The sequence below is a fragment of the Vibrio mexicanus genome (assembly GCF_001012815.1).
GTDB lineage: Bacteria > Pseudomonadota > Gammaproteobacteria > Enterobacterales > Vibrionaceae > Vibrio > Vibrio mexicanus.
In genome coordinates, this window is the sequence record NZ_JYJP01000071.1 from 1 (window position 1) to 18,152 (window position 18,152).

The following is an 18,152-nucleotide window of genomic DNA, read 5'->3' on the forward strand; positions in this document are numbered from 1 at the left end:
CTAAGATCTTTGACTAATTCTTAGGAATTGTTTGAAGAGATTGCGATAATCGCATGATAGAAAAGGAAGGCTATATGCCTTCCTTTTTTTGTTTTGGTTATAAGTGTTTTGTTCCTTATCACTAATATTTGTAAGCTTTGACAATGAGTTAATTTAACTGCACTTTTTGTATGGAAAAATACCAAGGTAAATCACGGTTTTGATATAACAAATTCGTCTTAAATTGCCTTGGTAATGTGAACGATTCTCGTTTATATTCTCTGTTATAGAAATTTGAACTTTGGTTGCTGTATGTACGTTTGTATTTGCCACGGTGTGTCTGATAAAAAGATAAAGAAACTTGTTGTTGATGAAGGGGTTACCGACATGAAAGGTATTCGTCGTTGTACCGCTTTAGGCAGTCAATGTGGCAAGTGTGTTCGCCAAGCGAAGCAAATTCTTGAAGATATCCAAAGTTATTCTGAGTTAAAACAAGCAAGTTAGCTCATACAGCCTTTTTGACACCTTCTCAATTGGTTCTACAGTTATAAGAGCCAAAGAGGAGGGCTTTGTTATGAAAGGTGATCCAATCATCATCCAACACTTGAATAAAATACTTGGCAACGAGCTTGTTGCTATCAATCAATATTTTCTTCATGCCAGAATGTACAAGGACTGGGGTTTAAAACACCTTGCCGATAAGGAGTACCACGAGTCCATTGACGAAATGAAGCATGCAGACGAATTGATTGAACGTATCCTTTTCTTAGAAGGTCTACCGAACCTGCAAGATCTTGGTAAGCTGAATATTGGTGAAGACACCAAAGAGATGCTAGAGGCCGACCTTAAGTTAGAGATGGAAGCGATTCCAGATCTCAAAGATGCTATAGCTTATGCTGAAGACATTCGTGACTATGTTTCGCGTGATCTTTTTCAAGATATTTTAGAAGATGAAGAAGAGCATGTTGATTGGCTAGAAACTCAACTTGGTTTAATTGAGCTAACCGGTATCGAAAACTACCTACAAGCGCAATACGTTGATGAAGATGACTAACTGAGATTCTTTCAAATGAGCATCACGCCCGCCGTACTTGTGGTGCTTATTCATTTCCTCCGCTCTAGATATATCCTCAAAGTCCTGCATCACATTTTTCTTGCTTAATTTGCTTCCTTTCTGTACTATTCGTGCTCCTTAAAACTCGGTCATTTATCTTTAGTTCCTTGCTTCCTCTGGACGACCGGGCCAAACGTGGAAGCTAATAATCCGTAAGGAGCAACCAATGCGTCATTACGAAATCGTATTCATGGTGCACCCTGATCAAAGCGAGCAAGTTGCTGGCATGATCGAGCGTTACACTGGTTCTATCACTGAAGCTGGCGGTACTATCCACCGTCTAGAAGACTGGGGCCGCCGTCAAATGGCTTACCCAATCAACAAGCTTCACAAAGCTCACTACGTTCTAATGAACGTTGAAGCTGACCAAGCTGTAATCGATGAACTAGAAACTGCTTTCCGTTTCAACGATGCAGTTCTACGTAACATGATCATGCGTACTAAGACTGCTATCACTGAGCAATCTATCATGCTTAAGCAAAAAGAAGAGCGTGCAGAGCGTGCTCCTCGTCGCGAAGAGCGTACAGAAGCTAAGCCAGAAGCAGCTGCTGAGTAATTAACTTTATGACCAATCGAATGGAGCTGAGTGGCACGATTGTCAAACCGCCTATTCGAAGCCAAAGTCCTAGTGGAATTGAGCATTGCCGATTTTGGTTAGAGCATCGTTCAACTGTTCTTGAAGCTGACTTATCGAGACAAGTTTATTGTCGAATGCCGATAGTCGTCAGTGGGCAAAGGTCACAAACGTTAACTCAGAATTTAGTTCAAGGTAGTAACATTAAGGTAGGCGGATTTGTCGCTTATCAGACCGGCCGAAATGGCGTGGGAAAATTAGTGTTGCATGCCGACAACATTACTCAAATTTAAGATCAGGAGATAGCCCATGGCTCGTTTCTTCCGTCGTCGTAAATTCTGCCGTTTCACTGCAGAAGGCGTACAAGAGATTGATTACAAAGACGTAGCAACTCTTAAAAACTACATCACTGAAGCTGGTAAAATCGTACCTAGCCGTATCACTGGTACAAGCGCTAAGTACCAGCGTCAACTAGCTCGCGCTATTAAGCGTTCACGCTACCTAGCTCTACTACCGTACACTGATAAGCATCAGTAATCGGTCGTTTTATTAAGAAAGAGGATTAAACAATGCAAGTTATTCTACTTGATAAAATCGGTAACCTAGGTGTCTTGGCGACACAGTAAACGTTAAATCTGGTTACGCTCGTAACTTCCTTATCCCACAGGGTAAAGCAGTTATGGCAACTAAAGGCAACGTTGAAATGTTCGAAGCACGTCGTGCTGAACTAGAAGCTAAAGTTGCTGAGCAACTAGCTGCTGCTGAAGCTCGTGCAGAGAAAGTTAACGCTCTTGAAGCGGTTGTTATCGCTTCTAAAGCGGGTGACGAAGGTAAACTATTCGGTTCTATCGGTACTCGTGACATCGCTGAAGCAATCACTGCTGCTGGCGTTGAAGTTGCTAAGAGTGAAGTTCGCCTTCCTGAAGGTGCTCTACGTAACATCGGTGAGTTCGAAATCAGCGTACAGCTTCACTCTGAAGTATTCGCTGCGATCACTCTACAAGTTGTTGCTGCTGAGTAATTTCAGTACCAGACGAATTCTTCTTCATTGAAGATACAAAAACACCAGCCTAGGCTGGTGTTTTTTTGTTTGTGACTTAGGAAAACACATTAGAAAACAAACAGTATGTTCACCGAGAAGATGCTGTCCGCTTTGTGCAGTCCTTCGGGAACCTTATCGTGGTATTGTCGCGAGTAGGCAAGCTTAAGAGCAATATCATCGGTGATATCGTTAATCACACCGACGTTGCTATCAATGCGCATGTTGCTTCGACCTGAAACCACTGTTACGTCGCCATTTAAACTCAAATTGTCGAGGATTTGCCAAGATGAGTTTACTCTTCCTCGGAAAATGCCTTCTTCTACGATCTCTGGAAAGATGATGTCATCATCTTTGAGCTCATCAAGGTTAGGCTCCTGATAACGATAACCCGGGCCTAATTCGACCTCTAATAGAAAGTCTTTTGTATTGGAGACTTGATAACCTAAACCACTTGATAGAGTGTAGTCTCGAAAATAGGCGCTATAACGCGAATCAACGCCTCTAAAGCTTCCGTACAGATAGGTTCTTGAGCTTAACTTATAGTCGCTTTGGACATTGTATGAAGACTGGCGCTTATCTTCCTCGCCATCTTTATAAAGCATGTAAAATTTCCACTCACCATGGGTTCTGTGTCGGCCTTGAATGTACTCAGCACTTAAGCGGGAGTTCAAAGCCTCAGAGTCAGAGTTTCCGCTATGCGCTTGATAGCCAAACTCCACTTCGGTATCAAGTGGTGTTAGGTAAGAGAAGTTTTGTTGTTCCGTGTCGCTGGCAAAGGCAACTGATGCTATAAGCAGACTAAATCCTACAAAAGCAAATTTTGACACCAGCACCTCAAATGACAGGGAAAGAAGAATAGTCGCATATTATGCCTTGTTCGACCATTTATGGTCAGCAGTAAGTTAAAAATACCGACACCGAAGACATTCTTTTTTGTAGATGATTACAAATCACTGAATCTGGTTATAATGGGCGGTCATAGTTAAGTTTTTGAGCAAGTTCATGGCCGACACCAGATCAGATAATCGCGCACGTAAATCGAATGATGCACAAGTAGATGCAATCAAGGTTCCACCACATTCATTGGAAGCTGAACAATCAGTTATCGGTGGTCTCTTGCTAGATAATGAGCGTTGGGATACGGTTGCTGAGCGGGTATTGGCTCAAGATTTCTATAGCCGACCTCATCGCCTTATTTTTGAAGCGGTAAAGTCAATTCTAGAAGACAGTAAACCCCTCGACCTTATCACTCTTTCAGAGTTCTTAGAGTTGCGAGAGCAGCTTGAAGATGTCGGTGGTTTTGCCTACCTTGCGGATCTTGCCAAGAACACACCAAGTGCTGCCAACATCAATGCTTATGCGGATATCGTTGCAGAACGTGCTTTGGTAAGAAACCTTATTGGCGTAGCCAATGAAATTGCGGATGCGGGTTACGATCCTCAAGGTCGAACCTCTGAAGACTTACTCGATCTTGCTGAATCAAAAGTTTTCGCGATTGCTGAAGAGCGTACCTCAGAAAATGAGGGGCCTCAGAACGTTGATAACATTCTAGAGAAGACGCTTGAGCGTATCGAAATCCTGTACAAAACGCCGCAAAATGGTGTAACCGGTATTGATACTGGCTTTAATGATTTGAATAAGAAGACGGCAGGCCTACAAGGTTCTGACCTCGTTATCGTCGCAGCGCGTCCATCGATGGGTAAAACCACCTTTGCGATGAACTTGTGTGAAAACGCGGCCATGTCTCAAGACAAACCCGTTTTAATCTTTTCTTTAGAGATGCCAGCAGAACAGCTGATGATGCGTATGCTCGCGTCTCTTTCTCGCGTCGACCAAACCAAGATTCGTACCGGTCAGCTGGATGATGAAGATTGGGCTCGAATCTCTTCGACCATGGGTATTCTCATGCAGAAGAAGAATATGTACATCGACGACAGCTCAGGTTTGACACCGACTGAAGTTCGTTCACGTGCAAGACGTATTGCACGTGAAAGTGGCGGCCTTTCAATGATCATGGTCGACTACCTTCAGCTGATGCGCGTTCCAGCTTTGTCTGACAACCGTACATTGGAGATCGCGGAGATTTCTCGCTCGCTTAAAGCCCTAGCGAAAGAGCTGAATGTTCCTGTGGTGGCGCTTTCTCAGTTGAACCGTTCCCTTGAACAACGTGCTGATAAACGACCAGTAAACTCGGATCTTCGTGAATCAGGCTCTATCGAGCAGGATGCCGACTTGATCATGTTCATCTACCGTGACGAAGTGTATAACCCGGAAAGTTCGATGAAGGGAACGGCAGAAATCATTCTCGGTAAGCAGCGTAACGGCCCAATTGGTTCGGTTCGTTTGACCTTCCAAGGCCAATTCTCTCGCTTTGATAACTATGCAGGCCCTGCGTTCGATATGGATGATGAGTAATCCTATGAGCTACATGAAAGCGGCCATTGCCTCAATCGATTTGAATGCACTTGAACACAACTTGGCGCAAGTGCGTAAGCAAGCACCTAGTAGCAAGGTGATGGCGGTAGTTAAAGCCAATGGCTATGGTCACGGCCTACGTGAGATCGCTAAGCACGCTCACGGCGCCGATGCATTTGGTGTGGCGCGAGTGGAAGAGGCCCTACAAATTCGTAATTGCGGCGTTGAGAAGCCAGTTTTATTGCTTGAAGGCTTTTACTCTTCCACCGATCTTCCGATTCTTGTTGCTAACAATATTCAGACCGTAGTTCACTGTGAAGAACAGCTTGAGGCACTTGAGCAAGCAACACTGGATAAGCCAGTCGTAGTTTGGCTTAAAGTCGACAGTGGTATGCATCGTTTAGGTGTGCGGTCGGAGCAGTATCAAGATTTTGTTACCCGCTTAAATACTTGTGATAACGTGGCAAAGCCTCTGCATATCATGAGTCACTTTGGCTGTGCCGACGAGTTGGATAAACCGGATACTCGTCAGCAGATGGACCTCTTCTTCTCTTTGACGGATAAAGAATTAGGCCCCCGTTCGCTAGCCGCTTCCGCGGGTTTGCTTGCTTGGCCAATCAGTCAGTTAGATTGGGTTCGCCCGGGCATCATTATGTATGGTGTTTCTCCCTTTGCAGACAAGTCTGGCAAAGAGCTTGGTTATAAACCTCTCATGACGCTCAAATCGCCTTTAATCGCGGTACGTGAACTTAAAAAAGGCGAAAGTGTCGGCTACGGCAGTATTTGGGAAAGCGATCGCGATACCAAGATTGGCGTCATTGCAATTGGTTACGGCGATGGCTATCCACGAATGGCACCGACAGGAACGCCTGTTTGGGTCAATGGTCGTAAAGTGCCAATCTCTGGCCGCGTGTCGATGGACATGTTGACGGTTGATTTGGGTCCTGACGCGACAGATAAAGTGGGCGATGTTGCAGTTCTTTGGGGCAATGAATTGTCAGTTGAAGAGGTTGCGAGTCATGTGGGTACTATCGCTTACGAGCTAGTTACCAAGCTCACGTCACGTGTTGAAATGGAATACATCCGCGAGTGAAACCTCTAGTACTTATCGCTTTGTGTTTGTCTTGGCTGGCAACGTTTTCGACGTTCGCTAAAGAGAAAGACAAAGCTTTCGTTCCATTCTATTTCAGCACTGAAAGCCTAGGGCACACATTAGGTGTTGCCGGTGTAGCGAAAGGTGTGGGGCAGCCGCAAGCCGCGCTGTTTGGTATGGCGCTGTATACCGATAAAGACAGCTATGTTGCTTCCTCTCTGCCTTCAATTACGCACTTTCTGATTCTTTGCTTGTCAGCACTCAACTCTATCAAGCGCAGCTCAATGACACGCCTTATTACCTAGGTTCACAAGGTAAAAGTGACTCAAGCATTGATGATAAGACCATTACCAATGGCTTTGAGCAAAACTATGAGGTTGAGTTTAAGTATTTGCTACCTTGGGGCGCGGTCAAAGATCATGGCCTAAAAGGTGCTTTCATGCCCCAGCGTGATGTGCACTTTGCCTCGCCTAAAGAATCGGGTGTCAGCAGTATCACCTTTACTCCGCAGTATTCATCGCGTGAGCTCGATGTAAATTCAGACGTCGAGAAAGCGACCGCTTTCGAAATTGGCTTAGACTGGGATAACCGCGATAGCACACGCAACACGACGAAAGGTTCCCATACTTCTTTAGATGTTACTGTTGGCGCCGAGAACTGGGGCAGTGATTCACCTTGGGTGACGTGGGAGTTCCAAAACAGTCATTTCTTCTCGCTAGGGCCATTAGCAGACATTTTTGATCAACAAGTGGTCGCATTGGACTTCTATACTGCAGACACGCCGACTTGGAAAGATTGTGAAACGTCAGATTGTGGCCGACCACCAGAACAACTACAAAACAGACTTGGTGGCTTGTATCGCCTGCGAAGTTACACCAGCGGTCGCTATCATGGTCGTTCAGCCATTCACTATTCTGCAGAGTACCGTATGTTGCCAGACTGGCAGCCGCTTGGTGACATTCCAGTCATCAACTACTACGACTTGCCGTGGTGGCAGTGGGTGGTGTTTGCTGAAGCGGGTAATGTTGCGGATGAATACAACTTAAGTGATCTTCATACTGACTTGAAGTGGAGTGTGGGTGGTGCCGTGCGCTTTCAAGTTGAGGGGATTGTTGTTCGAGCGGAAATCGCTCGTGCAAGCGATGATCAAACATTTAGAGTGATGATCAACCAGCCTTTCTAACGCTCTCTTCGTTTCTTTAATCCCCACTCTCTATTGCGGCGCTATTTCTACTCCCCTTGAAGTGTCGCAATAACCGTTCTTCTACCACCGTGATTTCGATGCTCGCCTAAATAGATGCCTTGCCAAGTCCCGAGCGCAAGTCGGCCGTTTGTAATCGGGATTGCCACGCTCGCACCCAAGAGAGATGATTTGATATGCGCAGGCATATCATCGCTACCTTCATAAGTATGTTGATAGTAGGGGCATTCTCAGGGACGAACTTATTGAAGTGCTGCTCCATGTCTAATCGCACAGTAGGATCGGCATTTTCATTTAAGGTTAAACTTGCAGAAGTATGCTGGATGAACAGGTGTAGTAAACCCACGGAAATGCCTTGAATCTGCGGCAACTGTTGTTCAATTTCATCAGTGATGAGATGAAAACCACGCTTTTGTGCGCCTAGGTGAATACTCTTCTGAAACCACATAGGTCATCCTCTATAATCTCGTTGGAAAACTTTTTCAATCGGCGCTATTGTGTTGCTTGGCCTTAGACGACAGTATATTAACATAGTTAACTTACGTGATTTATCTCAACAAAGGGGTAATCAAGCTGAGTCATAATTGGCCACTGAAAATTAATTACAATTTTTGTCACTGACTTTTTACAGTGATCAGTTATCTTTTATTTTGCTAAATCGGGGATTCCACTAACAACAGTAAGTTGCGGCTTATTGGTTGATTAGTTGGAATGGAACCACAGAGACATCGGGATCGAAATCATGCTGAAAAACATCAACCCAACGCAAACACAAGCTTGGAAAGCACTTACTGCGCATTTTGAAACGGCGCAAGACATGGACCTTAAATCGCTTTTTGCTCAAAACCCGCAACGTTTTGACCAATTCTCAGCACGCTTCGGTGACGACATTCTCGTTGATTACTCTAAGAACCTTATCGATCAAGACACGTTATCAAACCTATTTGCACTAGCAAACGAGACTGAGCTTAAATCTGCTATTGAAGCGATGTTCAGCGGTGAAGCGATCAACAAAACAGAAGATCGCGCAGTACTTCATACTGCACTACGTAATCGCAGCAACAAGCCAGTTATGGTTGGTGGCGAAGATGTCATGCCAGCTGTCAATGCAGTACTAGAGAAAATGAAATCATTCACTGAGCGCGTGATTGGCGGTGAGTGGAAAGGCTACACCGGTAAAGCAATTACGGATATTGTGAACATCGGTATCGGTGGTTCGGATTTAGGTCCTTACATGGTGACAGAAGCACTAGCGCCATACACAAACCACCTGAACCTACACTTTGTATCAAACGTTGATGGTACGCACATTGTTGAGACGTTAAAGAAAGTAGACCCAGAAACAACGCTATTCCTAGTGGCGTCTAAAACATTCACTACACAAGAAACAATGACTAACGCGCACAGCGCACGAGATTGGTTCCTAGAGTCTGCACAAGATCAAGCACACGTTGCTAAGCACTTTGCGGCGCTTTCGACTAACGCTCCAGCAGTATCTGAGTTTGGTATCGATACAGACAACATGTTTGAGTTCTGGGATTGGGTTGGCGGTCGTTACTCGCTATGGTCAGCAATCGGTCTTTCAATTGCTCTAGCGGTAGGTTACGACAACTTCATCGAGCTTCTAGATGGCGCGCATGAGATGGATAACCACTTTGCGTCAACGGATCTAGAAAACAACATTCCTGTGATCCTTGCGCTGATTGGACTATGGTACAACAACTTCCACGGCGCTGAATCAGAAGCGATTCTACCTTACGACCAGTACATGCACCGTTTCGCGGCGTACTTCCAGCAAGGTAACATGGAATCAAACGGTAAATACGTAGACCGTGACGGCAACGCTGTGACTTACCAAACTGGCCCAATCATTTGGGGTGAACCAGGTACTAACGGCCAGCACGCGTTTTACCAGTTAATTCACCAAGGTACTAAGCTGATCCCATGTGATTTCATTGCACCAGCAATCAGCCACAACCCAGCTGGCGACCACCATCAGAAACTCATGTCTAACTTCTTTGCACAAACAGAAGCATTAGCATTTGGTAAAGATGAAGCAACAGTGAAAGCCGAGTTTGCTAAAGCGGGTAAGAGCGAAGAAGAAGCGGCGACACTTGCACCATTCAAAGTATTTGAAGGCAACCGCCCAACTAACTCAATCCTAGTTAAGCAGATCACACCACGTACGCTGGGTAACCTAATCGCTATGTACGAGCACAAGATCTTTGTGCAGGGTGTTATTTGGAACATCTTCAGCTTTGACCAATGGGGTGTAGAGCTTGGTAAGCAGCTAGCAAACCAAATTCTACCTGAGCTTGCAGATGACTCAGCAATCAGCTCACACGACAGCTCAACGAATGGCCTAATTAACGCATTCAAAGCGTTTAAAGCTTAATTAGAGCCAATTGAATAGTGAAAAGGTCAGCTTCGGCTGGCTTTTTTTATACCTGCTGGATTCAACAGATAAGCAGGCTTCCTCGTCTTAAAAAACAAAAAGGGGCAAGTGATAATAATCACTTGCCCCTTTTTAGGTTCTTTATTGCTTATTCGAAACAGATTTCGATGAAAGCGTTACCCCATTGTGAGGTGAATGGCATGATAATGATAGAGCCTTCGCACTTATGACGAATGGTGTGGCCTTTACCAGAAACCACCACAGGCGTTGCCATATCGAAGTCGAAGCCGCTTTCCGCTAGGATGCGTTTAGCACCACCTGTAACCATGTTGGTAATTTCACCCACCATGTCGGTCACTTCTTCGTTTAGGCCATTAGGCGTTCGCCCAACATGTTTTGCATGATCTCTAAAGCCAGAGCTTCATCAAAGGTAATGGACATTGATCCACGAGTTTGATCACCAACCATACCAATCAGGCCAGATACATCACCACGAGCGATTTCATCTTTCTTAACTCGAGGTTTTTGAGGCTTCAGTTCTAATGATGCCATCGTTTTTAGAACATTCATTAAAGATGCTAAAAACGGGTTTACAAATTCAGCGCGCATAACTTTCTTCTATTTCAAACTTCATTCACTGGATTGGCACGACTGGCAAATACCATGAGATTCAATCACGTGATTGGTGATACTGAACCCGTGCTCTTGTGCGTTCTTCGATAGCAAGGCTACCAAACTATCATCTTGAAGTTCAATCACATCACTACACTTATCGCAAATTAATAGATGTGAGTAATGTTTATGAGCATTGCATGAGCAACAAGAGATATAGCTGTTTGTCGATTCAACTCGGTGAATGAAGCCTTGTTCCATTAAAAAATCTAAGGCTCTGTAAACCGTAGGCGGTTTGGCCTGCGGTTCACTCTTTTGTAGCTGTTCGAGTAATTCGTAAGCACTTGACGCTTTCTTACTTGAACTAATGAGCTTAAAAACACCTTTCCGTTGCGGAGTAAGCCTTACGCCTCTCGCTGTGCAAATTTGTTCAATTTGCTTAAGTAACTCTTGGTCCAAACCTATCACCATAACGATTGGACTCACTTAATCATATACTATTTCTAGATGAATAGCGCCGTCCAACCAACAATTGCTATATGTGAGTATAGTGTCTCATCATGTAAATAGCGAAACAGACTATACGTTACCCTACGTTGTTTAAGAGCTACACTTTATATGATTTTCATACTGTTAGATAGTTCAAGCCTTATACGCTTTTCAGTGTAGCACTCAATCGCCAGTCTCTGAATGCTTATTAACTTTTTTGAAGGTTACGGTTGCATAGTAGTGACCCAGCTCATTGTGTTCTTGGTATACCCATCCCATTTTAGAGCAAACTCGCTGCACTATGGTTAGACCGACACCATAGCCAAGCTCAGGCCGATATTGATCATCAAAAGGGTTACTGATGGTGAGTTGCTCTTCCTTTAGATTAACTCGTATATCGCCACTGCTGTAGTTGATGGCATTCTTGAGTAAGTTGTTGAACACTATGGTGACAAAGCTTTGTGGGGCATGAATGGAGGCATTACCTTCGAAGCTGAAGTGGCACTGTGGCATTTGATTGGCGTTGACAGACAGTAGCTGCTGACTTAACTGCGCAAACAGTGGGCTTAACTCAATCGCTTCATAAGTTTCGGGCTCAATGTTCTCTTTGCCCAAGTTAAGGAAGGCATCGGTCAGCAGTGACATATCATCACTTGCGATCGCAATGCGTCTGATGGCCTTGCGTGCGATAGGTGGCTGACTATCAATTTTGTTCAATAATTCTGACGAGCCTTTGATGACCATAATGGGCGTACGCAACTCATGAGATGCAAAGCGGCTGAAGTCTTGCTCTCTTTGCAGATTATCGCGAATAGCTTGCTGACTTCGATTAAGCGCATGTTCAATTTCACGAGTTTCTCGAAAAGACGTGTCAACGCTGAGAGCAAACTGATCGTCGGGCATACGACGGATTTTTTCCTCTAGCTGATTTAATGGCGCAGACAGAGTCCGAATGAAGTAGAGGCTATAAAGCAGCATACCTAAGCCGACCAAGGCGCCTAAGCCAACGGTAGTGAGATGCAAAATTGTTTCATAAGCATCAAGATAATCATCGGCCTCATCTTTGAAGACGATGTAAAGCAACCCAGAACCTGACGGGTGCGGCGTAACTAGAAAATGCTTCTCTTCTTTGAAGAAACGGTGGGCATAGAACCCTGGGGAATCATAACGGTTTAGCCACTCGGGAACAGCATCTTGGCTCCAAAAAGTATAAAACTCGCTTGGATTGGGTAGCGGGGTGTTTTCGCCTAGAGTTTGGTAATCACGGTGATATCGAGCTGATTCGGTATCAATCCAGTGGTGGAGGCTAATCACCTCCATTTGGTTTTCGGCCCAGTAGAGCATTCCCCAAAACAGTCCAAACAGAATCACTGTGGGAACACCAATGCCCCAACGAATCTTTTTGTAGATACTAGGGTAGGGGTTAGGGTTTGATTCGGTAGCCTTGGCCATGCACGGTTTCCAATCGAGAGTGAGTGAAGTTTTTGTCGAGTGCGGTTCTTAGCCCGTAAATATGACTTCGTAGCGCATCACTAGAGGGGCTTTCTTCTCCCCAAATATGCTGAATGACTTGCTGCTTAGAAACTAAGTTAGGGGCACTTTTGATCAGCAGTGTGAGTATCTTAAATTGGATTAAGGTGAGCTTGATTGCCTCCCCTTGGCGTGAGACCGCCTGACTTTCAATATTGATCTCGATATCGGCGTAGTTGAGTAGGCTGAGATCTTTACGTTCACCACGATGAGCCAAGGCGCGGATGCGAATGGCCAACTCTTCAAGGGCGAAGGGTTTGACAAGATAGTCATCGCCCCCTGCATTGAATGCGGAGATCTTATCTTCAAGTGTATCTTTGGCTGTTAAGAAAAGGATAGGAGTGCCGCAATTTAATTCTTTGCGTAATCTTGACGTTGTAAGCACACCGTCAATTTTCGGCATCATGATGTCCATAATAATGACATCGTATTTTTGCTGCGACACTAAGGATAATGCGGCCTCGCCATGATAACAGCATTCGACAATAAACCCTTCTAGCTCCAGATAATCACTGATGGTTTCCGCTATTTGTTGGTTATCTTCAACCACCAAGACTTTGATATTCACTCATCACCTTTTTTCTTCACGTTTGCTTCACGTTTTGATCGCTAAGATGCGCGGAATTTTTCAGACTCTCTAGATATAGGTTACATATGAACAAGTCGATACTAGCGCTGGTTGTCGCGATGTCGTTAACTGCTTGCCGCAATGACGATGGTGGAAGTATATCAAATTCCAAGACAGGTAAGCTTGATGGCCAAGTGAAAGCCATGTCAGTCTCAGATGAGAGCTTTCAACTCAATGGCTATCGTTTGCAAGCTAGCGGAGCAGAGATTTGTTACCGCCAACACTCGGTAGATTTTGCTCGTTTGGACAATGGTATGCGCGTGCAAGCAGACGCGGTGAACAACAATGTGTCTTCAATGAAGCTAGATCCTTCGATGGTAGGTGAAGTGGATTATGTAAAAGGTAACCGCTTTTCCGTCAATAGTGTCGAGCTAGAATACAGCGATCTGCGAGGTGTTAAAGCAGGTGATTGGGTAATGGTGACTACATATCCGCAGGTGGACGGCACGATTGAAGTGATATCAGTGCAATTGATGCCAGAGATTGGTGAAGTTGAAATGGAAGGCTTTGTTGAACGTCATCAAGGCTACTCATTTACTTTGAACGGTATTGAGGTTGATTACAGCAACGCGACCTTACATGGTGCTTCTTCGCTGAAAAACGGCCATTGGGTCGAGGTGTTCGGTGATATGGTGAACAATAGCTTGAGAGCATCAGAAATTTATGCAGAAGACTACAGCAAATATGATGATGTCGAGATTGAAGGCTTGGTAACTTGGGTAAACAGTGATATCACCATGTTCCAATTGAACAATCATCTGAACATTGCCATCACTGACCGTACCGAGTTTGATGATGGCAAACGAAGTGATTTAGAAGTTGGGCGCTGGGTTGAAGTTGAGCTGCTTTATCGCAATGGCCGTTTGATTGCCGACGAAGTGGAATTTGAAGATGATGGTGATTTCAAGCGCGGTAAAGAGTTTGAAGTGGAAGGTTACGCCGAGCACTCTCGTGGGGAAATGACATTTAAGATTAACGGTGGCGATGATATCGTGATTACAAACCGCACTGAATTCGAGGACGATCTTTCTATCAATAACCTTAATGGTGTATGGGTAGAAGTGGAAGGACGCTACATCAACGATCGTTTTGTGGCGTACGAGATTGAACGTGAAGACAGAGACGATGATATTGAACTTGAAGGTCCTGTGAACAACGGCAGGCTGTGGGGTTATGAAGCAACAGATGGATCATTAGATCGATTCAATGGCCGCTGGGTAGAAGTAGATTGTGACCTAGACGGCACGCGCACAGTATCTAACTGCGATGATTAAGTAGAACTGATAGCGAAATAAAAAATGGCGATGTGAAACATCGCCATTTTTTGTATGAGTGTTTTGAATGGGGTGCTTAATAGGAAGAAGAGTAAGGTTAGCTTTTCAAAATTTTATGGTTCTTCATCATTCTGTGCCCTTCTCGCTTAATGCATTCAAGCAGAGGGTGATCACCGATATCCGCGCGCCAGATAAAGGAAATGGCGCGATCCATCTTAAGTTCAGGTACGTTAAGGACTGCCAGCTCACCGCGCTCGACATGCGGTGCCACATCCAGATAAGGCAAACAGCTTAAGTACTGGCCATTGGCGACCATGGTGCGGATCACGGGTACGTGAGAGTACTCACGCCAAACGTCTAGATCAGGAATAAGTGGCACCATAGCGCTTTCAAAGATTTCACGCGTACCTGCACCACCTTCGCGTAATACCCACTGGGCTTGCTCAAGTTGAGATAAGCTTACCTGTTTATTCTTGGCATACGGGTGATGCGCGGCACTGATAACGACTAGGTGATCGCGACACCACTCTTCTTGGTGGGTTCGGTTGTCGTCGCAGCGGCCTTCGATGATGCCTAGGTCGTAAGTATAATTGAGGACACCTTGAATAATTCGATGGGTACTTCTTACTTCAAGGCCTGTGCGAATTTCTGGGAAGTCGTTATCAATTTTACTAATAAGCTCAGGCACCAGGTGCTCAGCAGGCGTTTGGCTTGCACCAATGTTGATGCTACCGCTAAACAGGTGTTGGTCATAGAAGCCGAGCTCGATCTGTTCTGCATCTTGCAGTAGACGTTTTGCGCGTGGGCGAAGCCAATTTCCCCAATGGCTTAAACGCATGTCTTTACCTTGGCGAACAAACAGTTCGCGACCCAATAATTTCTCTAATTGGCTCAAAGACATACTGGCTGCTGACTGAGTCACAGACAAACGCTCAGCCGCTTGGCTAACGCTGCCGAGTTCTGCCACAGCATCAAACACCGCTAATTGTTTTAATGAATAACGCACTTGTGCTCCTCTTATTCAATATTGGCAGAGCGATGCCAAAGGTAATCGATTGCTCTATCAGGGAAACTGACACTTTATGAAACGAGTTAAATTGTATCAAGTTTTCTACTAATAGGAACGAAAGTCTTGATGATAGGCGGTTTTCTTATTGTCGCCTCATCGATTTTAACCCGCCGATCCCACTCAAAAGTCGGTAATGGTGACTGGTTCATATGAGTCATCAATTGTTCACCGCTTTTCTATCATGGATGCCAACCAACTCTACCCAATGTTCTAAACGAATGAGAGTAGGGATGAATAGCCTGCATCACTTTGTTTGATGATTTCACCAAATGCTGAGAATCAACAATGGCCACTTTTTAATATCATTAAAATTGAATGGTAACCTAAATTTAATCAATTGTACTTAATTGGAAGTGCTAAGTAAGATTTTCTCCATAGCTTGAAGCGCTGAGCAAATCCCATAGGCCAAGCCTTTGTTAGCCCGAGCGTACTTTCTAATTTAGGAGAAGAAAATGAGTGCTTTACTAACGATTAAAGATATTGTGAATACCCAAGCTCCCGTTCTGAACGTGGAAGCGACCCTTCCTTTCGCTATCGATGTGTTGTCTCAACATCGTGTTAACGGTGCCCCTGTATGTAACGACAAAGGCGACCTAGTTGGTTTCCTTTCGGCGCACGACATCATGGTAGAAATGTGGTGCCAAGATTACATCCCAGACAGCGACGTTCATGTTGCCAACCTGATGAAAACAGACTTGGTGACTGTCGATGTGAATGACCGTTTGACGGATGTACTGGAATTCTTAGCGCTAGATAAAGATCAACTGTACCCAACAACAGCGATGGGTTACGCAACCCAAATGACCACACTGTCAGTTGAAGAGCGTGCGAAGACAATCAAAGTGAACAAGCCACAAATTCTACCTGTGACTGACCAAGGCAAATTCGTGGGTGTGGTCTCGCGTCAAGAAGTGCTGAAGGCGCTTCGTACTCTGTTTACAGAGCCTGTTGCGCTAGACACACCAAGTGATGTGCCTGCGAATGAAGATTCTGAAGCTGCGAACGCTGCTTAACTTTGCCTTACTACGCTTTGCTTACTTTTAGGCTCTGACAATAAAGACAGGACAAAAGTGCATGGATAGCACTGGAGCCTAAGTAAGCCGTTTAATTACTCTGATTGGAGTTCTAATGGAACACATTTCTCATCTATTTGCTTTTAGTCATTTTGCTATTGCACTGGTCGCATTGACGATCATGGTACTGGTCGCTCGCACCATTGTTGCAGGCACTAAGTACTCATCTCTCTTGGTTATTGTTGTTTTTGGTCTCGGCATGGGTGCGCTACTAGTGAAAAGTGGTATGGCTCAACCTGGGCTTGGTGACTTCCCAGTGGTTGTTCTGATGAGTCAGACAACAGTGATCGCGCTGATTGCCTCTTTCTTTGTGGGTGGGCAAGAGATCAAACGCCTGCTTTCGAAGCAAAAACTGTCGGGTGATGACGAGTTCTTCGTACCATCGACAAAAGAAGTGCTCGTTGGCACCAACAGTACGCAATTAACCTTTATTGTTCGTGCGTTCTTTCTATTGATCGGTATTCAAACCGCAGACGTGCTAATTTCAGGCCGCACTGGAGACTTCCCACTGGGCGACTCTTTCCTATTGCTGTCTTACATCTGTTTAGCTATTGGTTTCATCTATATTGATAATCGCGCGAAAGCTCAGAATCGCCCTATGTACCTGCGTAAAGGCTTGGTTGAGGTGATGGCAATCATTGCGGTACTTAATATCTCTCTTTGGTTAGCAGGTGCGGTTGAAGCCTACATTGGCTTACCACAAATCTTCTTCGCGATGATTCTGTCTTCTGGCCTTGGCATGCTGCTGCCAAAATGGAAGTTGGGTCCAACGATGAACGCATTGTTGTTTGCCGGTATTCCTTTAGTGCTAGCGGGTAGCTTCTTAGTCGGTGGTTCTCACATGATTGAAGCGTTCGGTATCCCAGGCCTACAAAGTGTGATTGTTTACGGTTTCGCTGGCCAAGTATTCTGGATGTTTGGTGGTTTGGCACTCCTTATCTTTGCGGGTAAAGCAAACGATCTACGTAACCTAGCACCGGGTATGGCTGGTGGCCTATCTCACTCAGGTCTAACCGGTGCTTGTACGGCAGGTGACTTTGGTCGTACCGCGTCATCTCGTGCACCAATTATGATTAACATTCCATTTGCAGGTCATATCTTCGTATTCACCATTTTGGCGGCAAGTGCCGAACGTGATGCGCTAATGATTGAATGGACTTTGCCATTGATAGCCGTTGGCGCTGCGTTTGTTGCGCTTTCACTTAAAAACCTACGCAAGGCGGATGGTTGTGAAGGCACAGAAGTAAAAGGCCTAATGCAGTTCTCACTCGGTTGGCAGATTATGGCGGTATTCGGTAGCTTCACTATCTTGAGCATTGCGGGTATGTCTCTAGAGCACGCTTCAATGGCTGCGTCTTCGGGCTTATCTCACTTTGGTCTGTTTGCTGCGGTACAAGAAGGCATGTTTGGTGCAACGGCTGCCAGCTTGATTACCTTTACGTTCGCAATGACATTCCTAGTACATCCGCTGGTATTTGGCATGTTCGGTAAGGCGGCGGAAAGTAATGGTCGAATGGCTGAGAAAGCGGTACTCGTATTAGCAAGCCTTGGTTTAATTGGCGTGCTTTACTCCACAATGATGATTTAGCTTCACTAGCTCAATGTCAGTTGGTTAGTGCTCAAAATGGCAGAGGCAACTCTGCCATTTTCTTTTTTGAGTCATC

At 45.0% G+C, this 18,152-nt stretch carries 16 protein-coding genes and 4 pseudogenes; 13 read left to right on the forward strand and 7 right to left on the reverse strand.

Annotated features, from left to right (window positions below; translation table 11 throughout):
* Positions 1–291 precede the first annotated feature (291 nt).
* The 6 genes and pseudogenes from UA76_RS10605 to rplI all read left to right on the forward strand — a co-directional run bounded on the left by UA76_RS10605 (position 292) and on the right by rplI (position 2,688).
* Positions 292–483: a (2Fe-2S)-binding protein gene (locus tag UA76_RS10605; protein ID WP_047045801.1), complete on the forward strand. Its 192-nt coding sequence runs from the start codon at positions 292–294 to the stop codon at positions 481–483.
* Positions 484–553: 70 nt separating this feature from the next.
* A complete protein-coding gene (gene bfr, locus UA76_RS10610; RefSeq protein WP_047045802.1) occupies positions 554–1,033 on the forward strand; it encodes a bacterioferritin in 480 nt (159 codons plus the stop codon).
* Between the two features lie 226 nt (positions 1,034–1,259).
* Positions 1,260–1,649 carry a 30S ribosomal protein S6 gene (gene rpsF / locus UA76_RS10615; protein WP_047045803.1) on the forward strand — a complete coding sequence of 130 codons (390 nt, stop codon included), beginning with the start codon at positions 1,260–1,262 and terminating at the stop codon, positions 1,647–1,649.
* Between the two features lie 8 nt (positions 1,650–1,657).
* Positions 1,658–1,960 carry a primosomal replication protein N gene (gene priB, locus UA76_RS23015; protein WP_075202566.1) on the forward strand — a complete coding sequence of 101 codons (303 nt, stop codon included), beginning with the start codon at positions 1,658–1,660 and terminating at the stop codon, positions 1,958–1,960.
* Between the two features lie 16 nt (positions 1,961–1,976).
* The gene (rpsR, locus tag UA76_RS10620) at positions 1,977–2,204 is read left to right on the forward strand and encodes a 30S ribosomal protein S18 (RefSeq protein ID WP_000090472.1); all 228 of its coding nucleotides are present in this window, start codon (positions 1,977–1,979) and stop codon (positions 2,202–2,204) included.
* A gap of 32 nt (positions 2,205–2,236) precedes the next feature.
* A pseudogene (rplI, locus tag UA76_RS10625) lies at positions 2,237–2,688 on the forward strand (50S ribosomal protein L9).
* Positions 2,689–2,777: 89 nt separating this feature from the next.
* On the opposite strand, the gene UA76_RS10630 reads toward rplI, so the two are convergent.
* A complete protein-coding gene (locus UA76_RS10630; protein WP_047045818.1) occupies positions 2,778–3,536 on the reverse strand; it encodes a DUF481 domain-containing protein in 759 nt (252 codons plus the stop codon).
* A gap of 175 nt (positions 3,537–3,711) precedes the next feature.
* Between UA76_RS10630 and UA76_RS10635 the strand changes: the two genes are divergently transcribed.
* The 3 genes and pseudogenes from UA76_RS10635 (at position 3,712) to UA76_RS10645 (ending at position 7,400) form a co-directional block, all read left to right on the forward strand.
* Entirely contained in the window at positions 3,712–5,124 is a 1,413-nt protein-coding gene (locus tag UA76_RS10635) for a replicative DNA helicase (RefSeq protein ID WP_047045822.1), read from the forward strand.
* Between the two features lie 4 nt (positions 5,125–5,128).
* On the forward strand, positions 5,129–6,217 hold the full coding sequence (gene alr / locus UA76_RS10640) for an alanine racemase (protein ID WP_047045836.1): 1,089 nt from the start codon (positions 5,129–5,131) through the stop codon (positions 6,215–6,217).
* Positions 6,214–7,400, forward strand: a pseudogene (locus tag UA76_RS10645) (BamA/TamA family outer membrane protein). The gene alr and the pseudogene UA76_RS10645 overlap by 4 nt, the downstream one beginning before the upstream one ends.
* Positions 7,401–7,447: 47 nt before the next feature.
* Here UA76_RS10645 and UA76_RS10650 read toward each other — a convergent pair.
* Positions 7,448–7,866 (reverse strand): annotated as a pseudogene (locus UA76_RS10650) (secondary thiamine-phosphate synthase enzyme YjbQ).
* 294 nt (positions 7,867–8,160) lie between these two features.
* Between UA76_RS10650 and pgi the strand changes: the two are divergent.
* Positions 8,161–9,813 (forward strand): glucose-6-phosphate isomerase, encoded by a 1,653-nt coding sequence (pgi, locus tag UA76_RS10655; protein ID WP_047045824.1) that lies wholly within the window; start codon positions 8,161–8,163, stop codon positions 9,811–9,813.
* Positions 9,814–9,961: 148 nt separating this feature from the next.
* Here the strand turns inward: pgi and UA76_RS10660 are convergent.
* From UA76_RS10660 to UA76_RS10675, 4 genes and pseudogenes are all read right to left on the reverse strand, one after another.
* Positions 9,962–10,422 (reverse strand): annotated as a pseudogene (locus tag UA76_RS10660) (chemotaxis protein CheX).
* A gap of 21 nt (positions 10,423–10,443) precedes the next feature.
* The gene (zur, locus tag UA76_RS10665) at positions 10,444–10,896 is read right to left on the reverse strand and encodes a zinc uptake transcriptional repressor Zur (RefSeq protein ID WP_157617619.1); all 453 of its coding nucleotides are present in this window, start codon (positions 10,894–10,896) and stop codon (positions 10,444–10,446) included.
* 201 nt (positions 10,897–11,097) lie between these two features.
* On the reverse strand, positions 11,098–12,366 hold the full coding sequence (locus UA76_RS10670; RefSeq protein WP_047045826.1) for a sensor histidine kinase: 1,269 nt from the start codon (positions 12,364–12,366) through the stop codon (positions 11,098–11,100).
* Positions 12,338–13,006 (reverse strand): response regulator transcription factor, encoded by a 669-nt coding sequence (locus UA76_RS10675; protein ID WP_047045841.1) that lies wholly within the window; start codon positions 13,004–13,006, stop codon positions 12,338–12,340. Before UA76_RS10675 ends, UA76_RS10670 begins: the two co-directional genes overlap by 29 nt.
* A gap of 92 nt (positions 13,007–13,098) precedes the next feature.
* Between UA76_RS10675 and UA76_RS10680 the strand changes: the two genes are divergently transcribed.
* On the forward strand, positions 13,099–14,346 hold the full coding sequence (locus UA76_RS10680; protein WP_047045828.1) for a DUF5666 domain-containing protein: 1,248 nt from the start codon (positions 13,099–13,101) through the stop codon (positions 14,344–14,346).
* A gap of 97 nt (positions 14,347–14,443) precedes the next feature.
* Here UA76_RS10680 and UA76_RS10685 read toward each other — a convergent pair whose 3' ends face one another.
* Positions 14,444–15,352: a LysR substrate-binding domain-containing protein gene (locus UA76_RS10685; protein ID WP_047045830.1), complete on the reverse strand. Its 909-nt coding sequence runs from the start codon at positions 15,350–15,352 to the stop codon at positions 14,444–14,446.
* 515 nt (positions 15,353–15,867) lie between these two features.
* Here UA76_RS10685 and UA76_RS10690 point away from each other — a divergent pair.
* Positions 15,868–16,428, forward strand: coding sequence for a CBS domain-containing protein (locus UA76_RS10690; RefSeq protein ID WP_047045833.1), 561 nt, complete (start codon positions 15,868–15,870; stop codon positions 16,426–16,428).
* Positions 16,429–16,543: 115 nt separating this feature from the next.
* The gene (locus UA76_RS10695) at positions 16,544–18,076 is read left to right on the forward strand and encodes a hypothetical protein (RefSeq protein WP_047045834.1); all 1,533 of its coding nucleotides are present in this window, start codon (positions 16,544–16,546) and stop codon (positions 18,074–18,076) included.
* Positions 18,077–18,152: the final 76 nt, after the last annotated feature.

Coding starts and splice junctions, on each gene's coding strand:
- UA76_RS10605 (WP_047045801.1), top strand. CDS start 292: ATGTACGTTTGTATTTGCCACGGTGTGTCTGATAAAAAGATAAAGAAA.
- bfr (WP_047045802.1), top strand. CDS start 554: ATGAAAGGTGATCCAATCATCATCCAACACTTGAATAAAATACTTGGC.
- rpsF (WP_047045803.1), top strand. CDS start 1,260: ATGCGTCATTACGAAATCGTATTCATGGTGCACCCTGATCAAAGCGAG.
- priB (WP_075202566.1), top strand. CDS start 1,658: ATGACCAATCGAATGGAGCTGAGTGGCACGATTGTCAAACCGCCTATT.
- rpsR (WP_000090472.1), top strand. CDS start 1,977: ATGGCTCGTTTCTTCCGTCGTCGTAAATTCTGCCGTTTCACTGCAGAA.
- UA76_RS10635 (WP_047045822.1), top strand. CDS start 3,712: ATGGCCGACACCAGATCAGATAATCGCGCACGTAAATCGAATGATGCA.
- alr (WP_047045836.1), top strand. CDS start 5,129: ATGAGCTACATGAAAGCGGCCATTGCCTCAATCGATTTGAATGCACTT.
- pgi (WP_047045824.1), top strand. CDS start 8,161: ATGCTGAAAAACATCAACCCAACGCAAACACAAGCTTGGAAAGCACTT.
- zur (WP_157617619.1), bottom strand. CDS start 10,896: ATGGTGATAGGTTTGGACCAAGAGTTACTTAAGCAAATTGAACAAATT.
- UA76_RS10670 (WP_047045826.1), bottom strand. CDS start 12,366: ATGGCCAAGGCTACCGAATCAAACCCTAACCCCTACCCTAGTATCTAC.
- UA76_RS10680 (WP_047045828.1), top strand. CDS start 13,099: ATGAACAAGTCGATACTAGCGCTGGTTGTCGCGATGTCGTTAACTGCT.
- UA76_RS10690 (WP_047045833.1), top strand. CDS start 15,868: ATGAGTGCTTTACTAACGATTAAAGATATTGTGAATACCCAAGCTCCC.
- UA76_RS10695 (WP_047045834.1), top strand. CDS start 16,544: ATGGAACACATTTCTCATCTATTTGCTTTTAGTCATTTTGCTATTGCA.